The organism is Streptomyces sp. NPDC013457, assembly GCF_043089925.1.
Taxonomy (GTDB): Bacteria; Actinomycetota; Actinomycetes; order Streptomycetales; family Streptomycetaceae; genus Streptomyces.
Map to the genome: position 1 here is coordinate 150,603 of NZ_JBICBL010000010.1, position 12,063 is coordinate 162,665.

Sequence of the window (12,063 nt, forward strand, 5' to 3'; positions counted from 1 at the left end):
CGGTCAGCAGCGGCGCTCCGGTACGTGGTCGACCAGAGCGGACAGCAGACCTCCGAGCACCTCGCGCTGATCGACGGTCAATGGAGCAAGGATGTCCTCTGCGGCGGCCCTGCGCGCGCTCCGCAACGCGCGGAGCGTCTCGCGTCCGTCGTCCGTGAGCTCGATCCTGACCACCCGTCGGTTCGTCGGATCCGGGACGCGGCGGACCCGTCCGGCGGCCTCCAGACCGTCCACGAGACTCGTGACCGCGCGGGGGACGACCTCCAGGCGCTCGGCGAGATCGGCCATCCGGGGCGGGTGCTCGTAGTGCGCGACCGTGCGCAGCAGCCGGGACTGCGCGGGGGTGATCCCGACCGGCTCGAGCAGCCGCTTCTGGCTGCGCTGCAGCCGTCGGGTGAGGCGCAGCAGCTGCTCGGCGAGAAGGCCGTCGGCGTCGGGCGTGTTCATGGGGGAGACGATATCAGGACCTTGTTCATTGTGAGTATAGGTAACAGTGAGCTATGCTCTGATCGACTTGACTGCTCACACCCCTCGTAGGAGCCCATGCGTCACCATGAAGAGTCCGAATGGACACCCCCACCGCGCGATCCCGCGCAGCCGAAGGAGCCCGCCCAGACGCGGCGCATCCTGCGGCTCTTCCGGCCCTATCGCGGCCGGCTCGCCGTCGTCGGCCTGCTCGTCGGCGCCTCGTCCCTGGTGACGGTGGCGTCGCCGTTCCTTCTCAAGGAGATCCTGGACACCGCGATCCCGCAGGGCCGTACAGGGCTGCTGAGCCTGCTCGCCCTCGGCATGATCGTCACCGCCGTCATGACGAGCGTCTTCGGCGTGCTCCAGACCCTCATCTCCACCACCGTCGGCCAGCGGGTCATGCATGATCTGCGGACCGCGGTCTACGCCCAGCTGCAGCGGATGCCGCTCGCCTTCTTCACCCGGACGCGCACGGGCGAGGTCCAGTCCCGGATCGCCAACGACATCGGCGGCATGCAGGCGACGGTCACCTCGACCGCCACCTCCCTCGTCTCGAACCTCACCGCCGTGGTCGCCACCGTCGTGGCGATGCTCGCGCTCGACTGGCGGCTCACCGTCGTCTCGCTGCTCCTGCTGCCGCTCTTCGTATGGATCAGCCGCCGCGTCGGCCGCGAGCGTAAGAAGATCACCACGCAGCGGCAGAAGCAGATGGCCGTCATGGCCGCGACCGTCACCGAGTCGCTCTCCGTCAGCGGCATCCTGCTCGGCCGCACCATGGGCCGCTCCGACTCGCTGACCAAGTCCTTCGCCGAGGAGTCCGAGCGTCTCGTCGACCTCGAAGTACGCTCCTCCATGGCCGGACGCTGGCGGATGTCGACGATAGGCATCGTCATGGCCGCCATGCCCGCGCTGATCTACTGGGCCGCGGGCTTCGCCCTCCAGGCCGGAGGCCCGGCCATCTCGCTGGGCACCCTCGTCGCCTTCGTCTCGCTCCAGCAGGGCCTGTTCCGGCCGGCCGTGAGCCTGCTGTCCACCGGCGTCCAGATGCAGACCTCCCTCGCCCTCTTCCAGCGGATCTTCGAGTATCTCGACCTCCCCGTCGACATCACCGAGCCCGCGGACCCGGTCCGCCTGGAGAAGATCAGCGGCGAGGTGACGTTCGAGAACGTCGACTTCCGCTACGACCCCGAGGGTCCCGGCCGTCCGACGCTCGACTCCATCGACCTGACCGTCCCGGCCGGCGGGAGCCTCGCCGTCGTCGGACCGACCGGGTCCGGCAAGTCCACGCTCAGCTATCTGGTGCCCCGGCTCTACGACGTGACCGGCGGCAGGGTCCTGATCGACGGCGTCGACGTCCGCGACCTCGACTTCGACAGCCTCGCCCGGGCCGTCGGCGTGGTCTCCCAGGAGACGTACCTCTTCCACGCCTCCGTCGCCGACAACCTGCGCTTCGCCAAACCCGACGCCACGGACGAGGAGATCCGCGCCGCCGCCCGCGCCGCGCAGATCGACGACCACATCGCCGGCCTGCCCGAGGGGTACGACACCCTCGTCGGCGAGCGCGGCTACCGCTTCTCGGGCGGCGAGAAGCAGCGCCTCGCCATCGCCCGGACCATCCTGCGCGACCCGCCGGTGCTCATCCTCGACGAGGCGACCAGCGCGCTGGACACCCGTACCGAACACGCGGTGCAGCAGGCGATAGACGCCCTCTCCGCCGGACGGACCACCATCACCATCGCCCACCGGCTCTCCACCGTCCGGGACGCGGATCAGATCATGGTCCTCGAGGCCGGCCGGATCGCCGAGCGTGGCACCCACGAGGAACTCCTCGCGCGCGACGGCCGGTACGCAGCGCTCGTGCGCCGTGACGAACACACGAACGCGGGATCGGTTGTTCCCCAGAACGTGTGATCGTTCCCGATTCCGTTGCCCAACTCCCGTGTGACAGCAGATGATTACGGTGCGCAAGCGACGGGCTGCAGACCGTCACCGCGCACTGTCCCGCGGATGTCGTACAGACGTCCCACGCTGTACCTGCACAAGGAGAACGCACCACCATGAACGTCATCACCAACCTGCTCGCCGGCGTCTTCCACTTCCTGGGCTGGCTCGTCTGACCCTCACGCCCGGCAGGAAAGCGGCGCCGTCGGTTCCCCGTCCCAGGGGACCGGCGGCGCCGCCGCATGTGCGGGCTCCCCGGTTTCGACTGCGGCGCGGGTTAGCGTGCGCCCATGACGTACCGGTCCTGGCAGCCCGAACACCGTCGCCGCTCCCGGCTCACCCGCCGCGGCCGGCTCGCCCTGCTCCTGAGCGGTGCGGCCCTCGTCGTGGCCGCGGCGATCGCCGTCCCCCTGCTCCTGCTCGGCGACGACGGGCGTCCGCCCGTCCCCGTACCCGAGAAGCGGCGGACCCTGCTCGTCCCCGAAGGCTGGCGGGCGGGCCAGGTGTACGCGGCGGTCGACCGCTCCCTGGGCCTCGCCGAAGGCACCACCCGCAACGTCGCGGACGCCCCGGCCACGGCCCTCGGGCTGCCCGCCGCCGCCCAGGGGAACCCCGAGGGGTATCTCTTCCCGGCGACGTACCCGGTGGCCGCCGCGACGACCCCGGAGAGCCTGCTCCGGTACATGGTCCAGACGGCGGGGAAACGCTTCGGCGCCGACCACATCACCGCCGGGGCCCAGCGCAACAAGGTGAGCGTGCACCAGACGGTGATCATCGCCAGCATCGTGCAGGCGGAGGCCGACACCGGCGAGGACATGGGCAAGGTCGCCCGCGTCGTCTACAACCGGCTCGCCCAGGGCATGGCGCTCCAGATGGACTCCACGCTGAACTACGCCATGGGGCGTTCCACCGTCGACACCACCCACGCCGACACCAAGATCGACAGCCCGTTCAACACCTACGAGCGCCCCGGGCTGCCGCCGACCCCGATCGGCAACCCGGGCGAGCAGGCGATGGCGGCGGCGATCCAGCCCGCCAAGGGCGACTGGCTCTACTTCGTGACCGTGAAGCCGGGGGACACCCGGTTCACCGCCGACTACGCCGAACACCAGGCGAACGTCGAGGAGTTCAACGCCAACCGCCGCGCGGCCACGACAGGCTGACCTGGACTTCCGCCGCCCGTGCCCTGGCCGGCCCGGCCGAACCGGCCGACCCGTCCACCCGGCTGGGCCGGGTTGAGCTACCGGGCCGCGACGGGCTCCCGTTCCAGGAGGCGCCGGATCTCGGCGACGGCGGCGCGCCCGGCCCGGTTGGCTCCGATCGTCGAGGCCGAGGGCCCGTAGCCCACGAGGTGGACGCGCTCGTCCCGTACCGCCCGCGTGCCCTCCACCCGGATGCCGCCACCCGGCTCGCGGAGCCTGAGCGGCGCGAGGTGGTCGATGGCGGCGCGGAAGCCGGTCGCCCAGAGGATCACGTCGGCGTCGACGGTCCGGCCGTCCGCCCAGGCCACCCCGGTCGGCGTGATCCGGTCGAACATCGGGTTGCGGTCCAGGACGCCGCGCTCCCGTGCGTCGCGGATCGCGTCGGTGAGCGGGAGCCCGGTGACGGAGACGACGCTCTGCGGCGGCAGCCCGCGCCGTACCCGCTCCTCGACCAGCGCGACCGCCGCGCGGCCCTGCATCTCGCCGAACGGCCCCTCGCGGTAGACGGGCTCGCGCCGGGTCACCCAGGTCGTCCCGGCCGCGACCTCGGCGATCTCCATCAGATGCTGCGTACCCGAGGCCCCGCCACCGACCACGATCACCCGCAGGCCGGCGAACTCCTCGGGGCCGGGGTAGTCCGCGGTGTGCAGCTGACGGCCCCGGAAGGTCTCCTGGCCCTGGTAGCGCGGCCAGAAGGGCCGGTCCCAGGTGCCGGTCGCGTTGATCAGGGCGCGGGTCGCGTACGTCCCCTCCGAGGTCTCCACCAGCAGTCGCCCGCCCTCGCCCTCGCGGACGGCGCTCACCTCCACCGGCCGGTGGACGCGCAGGTCGAAACGCTCCTCGTACGCCGTGAAGTACTCGCCGATCACCTCGGACGACGGCCGGCGCCCGTCCGCGCCGGTCAGTTCCATCCCGGGCAGCGCGTGCATCCCGTGGACCTTGCCGTACGTGAGCGAGGGCCAGCGGAACTGCCACGCGCCGCCGGGGCGCGGGGCGTGGTCGAGGACGACGAAGTCGCGATCGGGCACGAGACCCGTGCGGCGCAGGTGATAGGCGGCGGAGAGCCCCGCCTGCCCGGCGCCGATCACGACCACGTCGACGTCCCGGACGCCCTGCCCGCTGCTCTCCACCCCGAAATCGTTCACGATTCCACCAACCGGCGAGCGGCCGGGGTTCTTCCCGACAGGCCCGGCGGAGCGTGGAGGCGCGATCCCGCCCCATGACCGGCAGGATGGCCTCATGTCCACCTTCACCACCCGCGTGCTCACGCTCACCACCGGCGGCACGGAGACGGTCACCGACCTCACCAAGGCCTGTACGGACTTCCTCACGCAGACGGCCCCGGGCAGCGACGGCCTCCTGAACCTCTTCGTCCCCCACGCCACGGCCGGCCTGGCGATCCTCGAGACGGGCGCGGGAAGCGACAGCGACCTCCTGACGGCGCTCCACCACCTCCTCCCGGCCGACGACCGCTGGCAGCACCGCCACGGCTCCCCGGGCCACGGCCGCGACCACGTCCTCCCGGCCCTGGTCCCACCCCATGTGACGCTCCCGGTGATCGCGGGACGTCTGGAACTGGGCACCTGGCAGTCGATCTGCCTGGTGGACACCAACAAGGACAACCCGGAGCGCCAGGTGCGCTTGAGCTTCCTGGGCTGAACCGGCTGCGGCGCGATCGGGTCGGGGGAGTCGCTGCCGGTCAGCCGGTGGGGGCCCGTCCGCGCGCCCGATGCCGGGGGCTGTGATCCGCGGATGGCGACCGTGCGCCGCTCGTGGGTGACGTCAGGCGGAGGCTCCTGCCGGAGAACCCGGGGGGACGATGACTGACGACCGTACCCGTGTGGACGCCGGCGACCGCTGAGGTCCGCGTGCCAGCGCTGGCTTCCGTTCGCACCACGGGACGCCGGCACGGGCTCGCGACGGCCGCTCGAACCGTCCCGGGCGGAAACGGGGCGGCATCGGTGTCGGGGCCACGTTCTCCGGATCGCCTCGTGGAGCAGCGGAGGGGCCCGGCTCGGCGCCGGGCCGTGGGTCAGGTCTCGTCCCGCCGGCCTCGTGCTCCGCGCACCGGCCACCACATTCCCCGGCCCAGCAGTGCCGCGGCAGCCGGGACCAGCAGGAGCGACAGGACGAAGGCGGACAGCAGAATGCCCAGGGCCGTGGCGAAGCCCAGCTGACGGGTGGAGGGTTCGGCGTTCACCGCGAGGCTGCCGAAGGAGGCGGCGAGGACCGCGCCGGCCGTGGCGATGGCCGGCGCCGTGTGCCGTACAGCGCGGGACACGGCGGCGCGGGCCGGGCCCCCACGCGCCATCTCCTCGCGCAGGCGGTCGCTGATGAGGATGTTGTAGTCGGTGCCCAGCGCCACGACGAACAGGAACAGCACCAACGGCAGGACGAAGTTCACGCCCGGCTCCCCGCCGATGTGCTGGAAGACCAGGGCGGAGGCGCCGAACGTCGCCGCGAAGCACAGGCCGACCGCGAGCATCAGCACAACCGGGGCCGCCAGGCTGCGCAGCAGCACCATCAGGATCAGCGCGATCAGTGCCGCGGCCACCGGGAACACCGTACGCAGGTCTCGGTCGACCGCAGTCGCCACATCGGCGAACACGGCCGCCGTGCCGCCCACGTGCGCGGTCAGTCCGGCAGGCGTCGCTTCCCGTACGGCCTGGCGCAGGGGCCCCGCCACGATGTCCCGGGCGTGCTGCGACTGGGCGTCCACGGTCAGGTAGGCGTCCAGCCGGGCGGCGGTGCCGTCGGCGTCGAGCACGGGGGCCGCCACCGTGCCCACTCCGGCCGCCTTGGACAGGGCCCGGTGCAGGACGTCCAGCCCGGCGGGGTCCAGGGTCCGTCCGTCGTCGGCTGTGACGTACACCGTCGTCGGGTCGGACACCCCCGGCGGCAGGGCGCCGGCGATCTCCCGCGCCGTCGCGGCGGCAGCCGTGTCGCGCGGGGTGCCGCCGGTGCCGAAGTCCATGCGGACGCCCGCCACGCCGACCGCGAGCGAGCCGAGAAGGGCGACCGACGCGACGAGCACCGGCAGTGGACGGCGCGCCACCAGCTCGCCGGTACGGCCCGCCGGCCCGGTCCGCTCGGCCTTCGCGAGAGTCCGCGACGGCCAGAACATCTTCCGCCCGGTCACCGCCAGCAGCGCCGGCATCAGGGTCAGGCTCGCCACCAGCATCACCAGCACCGACACCGCCACCGAGGGACCGAGTACCCGGAACTGGCCGAACGTCGCCACGCCGAGCGTCGCGAAGGCCGCCACGATCGTCAGTGCCGCCGAGGTCACCGCGGTGCCCACCCGTCCGGCCACGTCCGCGGCGACCAGGCGGTGGTCCTCCTCCGGTCGGCGTCGCAGTTCCTCACGGAAACGGAACAGGAGGAAGAGGAAGTAGTCGACGCCGATGCCGATCAGGACGGTCCCGATCATGCTCGGGGTGCCCGGGTCCAGGTCGAAACCGGTCAGCAGGGCCGCTCCCACGACCGTGCCGGCGGCGGCGCCGCCCACCACGGACACCGCGATCAGCGGGACGATCGCGGCCAGGACACTGCGGAACACGAGTACGTTGATCAGCACGATCAGACCGACCATCGCCAGACCGACCACCGTCTGCGTGGTCTTCTCCGCGTCGGCGCGGTCCACCACGTCCGCCAGGCCCCCGGTGAACCCCGTGCGCAGCCCGGCTTCGTCGAACTCCTGCTGGGCACGGTTCTGGAAGGCCCGGTACAGGGAGTGCATACCAGGGTCGGTGGAGTTGCCCCGCAGCCGTGCGCCGAGCAGGGCGAACGACCCGTCGGGAGCGGTCATCGCCGGTGCGACGCCGGGTACCTGGGAGTAGTCCTCGGAGAGCCCCGGTATCTGCTCGTCCGTCCACGGCATCTCCACGCGCGTGGCGCTCAGTTCACGCGCCACGTCCTGTACTCGCTTCTTGTCCGCGTCCTTCAGCGGCTTGCCGTCGCGCCGGGCCACAAGCACCGTCACGGCGTCGGCGTCAGGCTCCGCGCCGAACTCCTCCCGGGCGATCCGCAGCGCCGCGGCCGCGTCGTATTCCTGGGGCAGGAAATCGGCGCTGTCGGTGTGCGTGACGCGGAAGACGAGCGCCTGGCCCATGATCGCCACGAAGACGCCGACCACCGCCCACACGGCGATGACCCGCCATGGTCTGCGGGTCGAGAATCCGGTCAGGGCACGGATCACGGAAAGCCTCCGGAAGGGTACGGGTGAACGGGGGCCACGAGACCGTGGACGTCCGAGACGGCCCCCCGCGCCGGGCGGTCCCGGCACATGCCCAGCACATCAGCGGCGCCGGGCCCGCACCTCGGAGCAGCGGACGAGAAACCCGCTGGGAGCACGGCCCCGAACCGTCGGGCCTCTGGGAGCCTGCTCCCAGCCCCCGCTCCCGCCGGAGCCCGACGCCATGTCCGCGCCGCACCGGCACCATGGGAGACTCGGCGGACGAACCGCAGGTCATCGGGCCGCTGCGGCGGCCTGAAGGAAACGTTGATGCGCACGGGGGGCGGAGATGGAACGGCGCGCGGACGAATCGCGCCCCGGCCGGTCACGGGACGGGGCGGGCGAGTCCGGAGCCGGGCTTCCGGGCCGCGTGACGGGGACGCGTCCCCGTGGGGCCGGGACGGAGAGCCGGCACGGTGCGCGGGGGCTGTGGAGTCAGCACGACGGACTCGTCGCCGCCGGCGCCGCGGCCCTCGATCTCGTGGGCTTCACCATCACCAGCCAGATGGACCAGGGCCACGTGCCCGTGGCCGGGTGCCTGGTCGTGGTCGTCGCCGCGCTGTTCCTCCTGGCACGCCGTCAAGCACCCCTTGGCGTTCTCGCGTGCGTCCTCGCGGTCAACCTGTCGCTCAACTGGTTCAGCTCCCTGGGTCAGCACTACGGAGCCGCCACCGTCGTCGCCCTCTACACGGCCGTACGTCACCACAACGCCGCGGTCGGCGCGGTGGCGGTGGCCGGCTGCGTCGCGGTGCTCCAGTTCGTCCACCCGGGACTCCCCGCGCCGTCCCTGACTGAGTTCGCCGCCAATGTCGCGTCCGCGCTGTTCGTGGTGGGCGCCGCCGTCACCGTCGGCCGCTGGCAACGCAACGCCGAGACCCAGCGGCGGTTGCTCGCCGAGCGGTCCGTCTCCGACGAACGGCGTCGCATCGCCCGGGAGCTGCACGACATCGTCGCCCACCACCTGACCACGATGCAGCTGCTCGCCGGAGGGGCCCGGGCCAACCTCGACCGGTCCCCGGACACGGCCCGCGAGGCACTCGTCACCCTTGAAGGCTCCGGTCGCACCGCCCTGCGCGAGATGCGCCACCTGCTCGACGTGCTGCGGGCCGGCGACGAGGGCGACGAGGGCGAGTCGACCGCACCGCAGCCGGGCATCGGCGACCTCGACCGCATCGTCGAGGACAGTCGCCGCGCGGGCCTCCCCACCACCCTCACCACCGACGGTGACCCGTGCTCGCTTCCGCCCGGTGTAGCGCTCACCGTCTTCCGCATCGTCCAGGAGGCACTCACCAACGCCCGCAGGCACGCGGGCGACGGCACCCACGTCGACGTGCGGCTCGCCTTCGAGGCCCGCGAGGTGCGGGTCGCCGTCACCGACGGCGGTCCGCGTCCCGGCCGTCCCGTCGCGCGCGGATCGGGCTACGGGCTCGTGGGGATGCGTGAACGCGTCGCCCTCCACGGCGGCACCCTGCAGACCGGGCCGGAGGGCGGGGGGTTCGCCGTCCGCGCCCGACTGCCCCTGCCCACCGACTGTCAGGAGGCGTACGCGTGAGCGAGACCGTGAAGGTCCTCATCGCCGACGACCAGCCCCTCGTCCGCCGCGGCCTCGCCCTGATGCTCGCCCCCGAACCGGGTTTCGAGGTCGTCGCCGAGGCCCCGGACGGTGCCGAGGCGGTCCGCCTCGCGCACGAGTACCGACCCGACGTGGTCATCATGGACATCCGTATGCCGGTTCTGGACGGCATCGCCGCCACCGAACGGCTCACCGCCGAACTGCCGGGCTGCCGGGTCCTGGCCCTGAGCACCTTCGACATGGACGAGCACGTCGTGGGCGCCCTGAGGGCCGGGGCGTGCGGCTTCCTGCCCAAGGACATCTCGCCCGAGGATCTCGTGACCGCCCTGCACGTCGTCCGCGACGGGGAGGCGATTCTCGCCCCGCGGCTCCTGACCCGGCTCATCTCCACGCACGTCACGGCCCCCGGCCACCTGACGGCGCACCCTGCGCCCTCCGACACCGAGGGGCTCACCCCGCGCGAGCGGGAGGTGTGGCGGCTGATCGCCGGGGGCTCGGACAACACGGAGATCGCCGACCGCCTCGGAGTGAGCGCCTCTACCGTGAAGAACCACATCACCGGCCTCTTCGCGAAGCTCCGGGTCCGCGACCGGGCCCAAGCGGTCATCGCCGCGTACGAGACGGGCCTGGTGACGGCACGACGGGAGGCATGAGCCACCGGGCCGGGACAGAACGGTTCGCCGACGCGAGCCGCACCGTCTCCGCCCATCTTCGCGCCCACCTGCACGCCACGCCGAACAGCGCGTTCTCACAGCCAGTCCGAGGGTTGCCTCGACGGAGGTCGGCGGACACGACAAGGACAACCCGGAGCGCCAGGTCCGGTTGAGCTTCCTGGGCTGACCGAGCCCGTCGAGACCGTCCTGGGTGTGGCCGCCGATTCTCCTCACGCTCCGGTGAAACGGGAGCGAGAGGCGCGGTACCACCATGGACGAGATCGACCGGGCGTACGACGGCTGCGGAAAGGGCCTGCCCGGAGTACGCCGGCTGTCGCGGGTCAAAGTGGACGTCTCCGACCAGCTCTGCAACGGCAAGCCGGACCACTCCGGTGAACGTCTCGTCCGAGGCGCCTACGCAGGGTGCCCCCGTACGGCTCGGCGCCCGACCAGCCGGTTGTCCGTACCGTAATAGATGATTCGAACAAGCTGTTGCGTGCCCAATCCGTAATGCCTGATACTTCTTCTTGGGTGGCGCGAGTCGCCCGTACCGAGAGCGAGGGACGACATGCGACGCGAAGAGCGTGATCTCATTGGTGTGCGGGAAGTGCCGGAGGACGTGTACTGGGGCATCCACACCCTGCGCGCGCAGGAGAACTTCCCCCTCACCGGCATCCCCCTCTCGTCGCATCCCGAACTCGTCGTGGCGCTCGCCGCGGTGAAGGAGGCGGCCGCGCTGGCCCACTTGGAGCTGGGAACTCTTCCCGGGGAACGCGCCCGGGCCGTCGTGGCGGCGTGCCGGGAGATCCGTGCGGGCCGCCTCCACGACCAGTTCGTCGTGGACGTCTTCCAGGGCGGCGCGGGCACCTCGGCGAACATGAACGCCAACGAGGTCATCGCCAACCGGGCGCTCGAGATCCTGGGGCACCCGCGCGGCGACTACCAGCACCTGCACCCGAATGACGACGTGAACCGGTCCCAGAGCACCAACGACGTGTATCCCACGGCGGCCAAGCTGGCGGTGTACGCCTCCACGGGCCGGCTGCTCGACGCGATGAGCGTGCTGCGCGACGCCTTCGGCGACCAGGGAGGGCGCTTCGCGAAGTCGGTGAAGCTCGGGCGTACCCAGTTGCAGGACGCCGTGCCGATGACGCTGGGCCGGGAGTTCGACGCGTTCGCCCTCACCGTACGGGACGACGCCGACCTCGTCCGCCTTGCCGCCGCTTCCCTCCTCGAGGTGAACCTGGGCGGCACGGCGATCGGCACCGGCCTCAACGCGGACGAGGGCTTCGCCCGTCTGGCCGTCAGCCACCTCGAAACCGTCGCGTCCGTGCCGGTCCGTCCCGCCCGTGACCTGGTGGAGAGCACGCAGGGAGTGGGAGGGTTCGTCCGGCTCTCCGGCGCCCTTCGTCAGTTCGCCGTGCGGCTGTCCAAGATCTGCAACGACCTCAGGCTGCTGGCCTCGGGCCCGGGGGCGGGGCTCGGCGAGATTCGGCTGCCGGAACTCCAGGCCGGGTCGAGCATCATGCCGGGCAAGGTCAATCCGGTGATGCCCGAGGCCGTGAACCAGGTCTGCTTCGACGTCCTCGGCGCGGACGCCGCTGTCTGCGCGGCGGCCCAGGCGGGTCAGCTCCAGCTGAACGCCTTCGAGCCCCTGATGGTCCACCACCTGCTCAACTCCGCGAACCGGCTCGACGCCGCCTGCCGGCTCCTGGCCGAGCGTTGCGTCGCCGGCATCGAGGCCGACGAGGAGCGCCTGCGCGGTCTGGTGGAGAGGAGCGCCGGCCTCGCCACCGCGCTGAACCCGGTGATCGGCTACCAGCGGTCCACGGCCCTCGCCCGGGAGTGCCGGGCGACGGGGGTTCCCGTCCGGCAGCTGGCGGCCCGCGACGGGCTGCTCACCGACGGCGAACTCGACGAGCTGCTCGATCCGTTGCGTCTGGCCCGGCCGAGCTGAGCCCGGCCGGGGGCGACATGCGCGGTGCGGGGTTT

At 72.1% G+C, this 12,063-nt stretch carries 10 protein-coding genes; 7 read left to right on the top strand and 3 right to left on the bottom strand.

Translation table 11 applies throughout. The features are described from left to right. Nucleotides 1-3: 3 nt before the first annotated feature. Nucleotides 4-447 carry a MarR family transcriptional regulator gene (locus ACF1G2_RS26475; protein WP_352190974.1) on the bottom strand — a complete coding sequence of 148 codons (444 nt, stop codon included), beginning with the start codon at nt 445-447 and terminating at the stop codon, nt 4-6. A gap of 96 nt (nt 448-543) precedes the next feature. Here ACF1G2_RS26475 and ACF1G2_RS26480 point away from each other — a divergent pair, with 96 nt between their 5' ends. Both ACF1G2_RS26480 and mltG read left to right on the top strand, forming a co-directional pair. Continuing rightward, nucleotides 544-2,379, top strand: coding sequence for an ABC transporter ATP-binding protein (locus tag ACF1G2_RS26480; RefSeq protein WP_391800660.1), 1,836 nt, complete (start codon nt 544-546; stop codon nt 2,377-2,379). 320 nt (nt 2,380-2,699) lie between these two features. After that, entirely contained in the window at nt 2,700-3,572 is an 873-nt protein-coding gene (mltG, locus tag ACF1G2_RS26485; protein WP_391800661.1) for an endolytic transglycosylase MltG, read from the top strand. A gap of 77 nt (nt 3,573-3,649) precedes the next feature. Here the strand turns inward: mltG and ACF1G2_RS26490 are convergent, their stop codons facing one another. Next, nucleotides 3,650-4,756: an NAD(P)-binding domain-containing protein gene (locus ACF1G2_RS26490; protein ID WP_391800662.1), complete on the bottom strand. Its 1,107-nt coding sequence runs from the start codon at nt 4,754-4,756 to the stop codon at nt 3,650-3,652. Nucleotides 4,757-4,850: 94 nt separating this feature from the next. Here ACF1G2_RS26490 and ACF1G2_RS26495 point away from each other — a divergent pair, with 94 nt between their 5' ends. Continuing rightward, nucleotides 4,851-5,270: a YjbQ family protein gene (locus ACF1G2_RS26495; RefSeq protein ID WP_391800663.1), complete on the top strand. Its 420-nt coding sequence runs from the start codon at nt 4,851-4,853 to the stop codon at nt 5,268-5,270. A 373-nt stretch (nt 5,271-5,643) separates the two neighbouring features. Here ACF1G2_RS26495 and ACF1G2_RS26500 read toward each other — a convergent pair whose 3' ends face one another. Beyond that, entirely contained in the window at nt 5,644-7,809 is a 2,166-nt protein-coding gene (locus ACF1G2_RS26500; protein ID WP_391800664.1) for an MMPL family transporter, read from the bottom strand. Nucleotides 7,810-8,134: 325 nt separating this feature from the next. Between ACF1G2_RS26500 and ACF1G2_RS26505 the strand changes: the two genes are divergently transcribed. The 4 genes from ACF1G2_RS26505 to ACF1G2_RS26520 all read left to right on the top strand — a co-directional run bounded on the left by ACF1G2_RS26505 (nt 8,135) and on the right by ACF1G2_RS26520 (nt 12,028). Beyond that, on the top strand, nt 8,135-9,397 hold the full coding sequence (locus tag ACF1G2_RS26505) for a sensor histidine kinase (RefSeq protein WP_391800665.1): 1,263 nt from the start codon (nt 8,135-8,137) through the stop codon (nt 9,395-9,397). Continuing rightward, nucleotides 9,394-10,071, top strand: a complete 678-nt coding sequence (locus tag ACF1G2_RS26510; protein WP_391800666.1) for a response regulator — start codon at nt 9,394-9,396, stop codon at nt 10,069-10,071. The genes ACF1G2_RS26505 and ACF1G2_RS26510 overlap by 4 nt, the downstream gene beginning before the upstream one ends. Before the next feature lie 271 nt (nt 10,072-10,342). Continuing rightward, nucleotides 10,343-10,543, top strand: a complete 201-nt coding sequence (locus ACF1G2_RS26515) for a hypothetical protein (protein ID WP_391800667.1) — start codon at nt 10,343-10,345, stop codon at nt 10,541-10,543. A 96-nt stretch (nt 10,544-10,639) separates the two neighbouring features. After that, entirely contained in the window at nt 10,640-12,028 is a 1,389-nt protein-coding gene (locus tag ACF1G2_RS26520) for an aspartate ammonia-lyase (protein ID WP_391800668.1), read from the top strand. Nucleotides 12,029-12,063: the final 35 nt, after the last annotated feature.

Excerpts from the sequence above, each read along its gene's own strand:
- ACF1G2_RS26475 (WP_352190974.1), bottom strand. The coding sequence starts at position 447 with ATGAACACGCCCGACGCCGACGGCCTTCTCGCCGAGCAGCTGCTGCGC.
- ACF1G2_RS26480 (WP_391800660.1), top strand. The coding sequence starts at position 544 with ATGCGTCACCATGAAGAGTCCGAATGGACACCCCCACCGCGCGATCCC.
- mltG (WP_391800661.1), top strand. The coding sequence starts at position 2,700 with ATGACGTACCGGTCCTGGCAGCCCGAACACCGTCGCCGCTCCCGGCTC.
- ACF1G2_RS26495 (WP_391800663.1), top strand. The coding sequence starts at position 4,851 with ATGTCCACCTTCACCACCCGCGTGCTCACGCTCACCACCGGCGGCACG.
- ACF1G2_RS26505 (WP_391800665.1), top strand. The coding sequence starts at position 8,135 with ATGGAACGGCGCGCGGACGAATCGCGCCCCGGCCGGTCACGGGACGGG.
- ACF1G2_RS26515 (WP_391800667.1), top strand. The coding sequence starts at position 10,343 with ATGGACGAGATCGACCGGGCGTACGACGGCTGCGGAAAGGGCCTGCCC.
- ACF1G2_RS26520 (WP_391800668.1), top strand. The coding sequence starts at position 10,640 with ATGCGACGCGAAGAGCGTGATCTCATTGGTGTGCGGGAAGTGCCGGAG.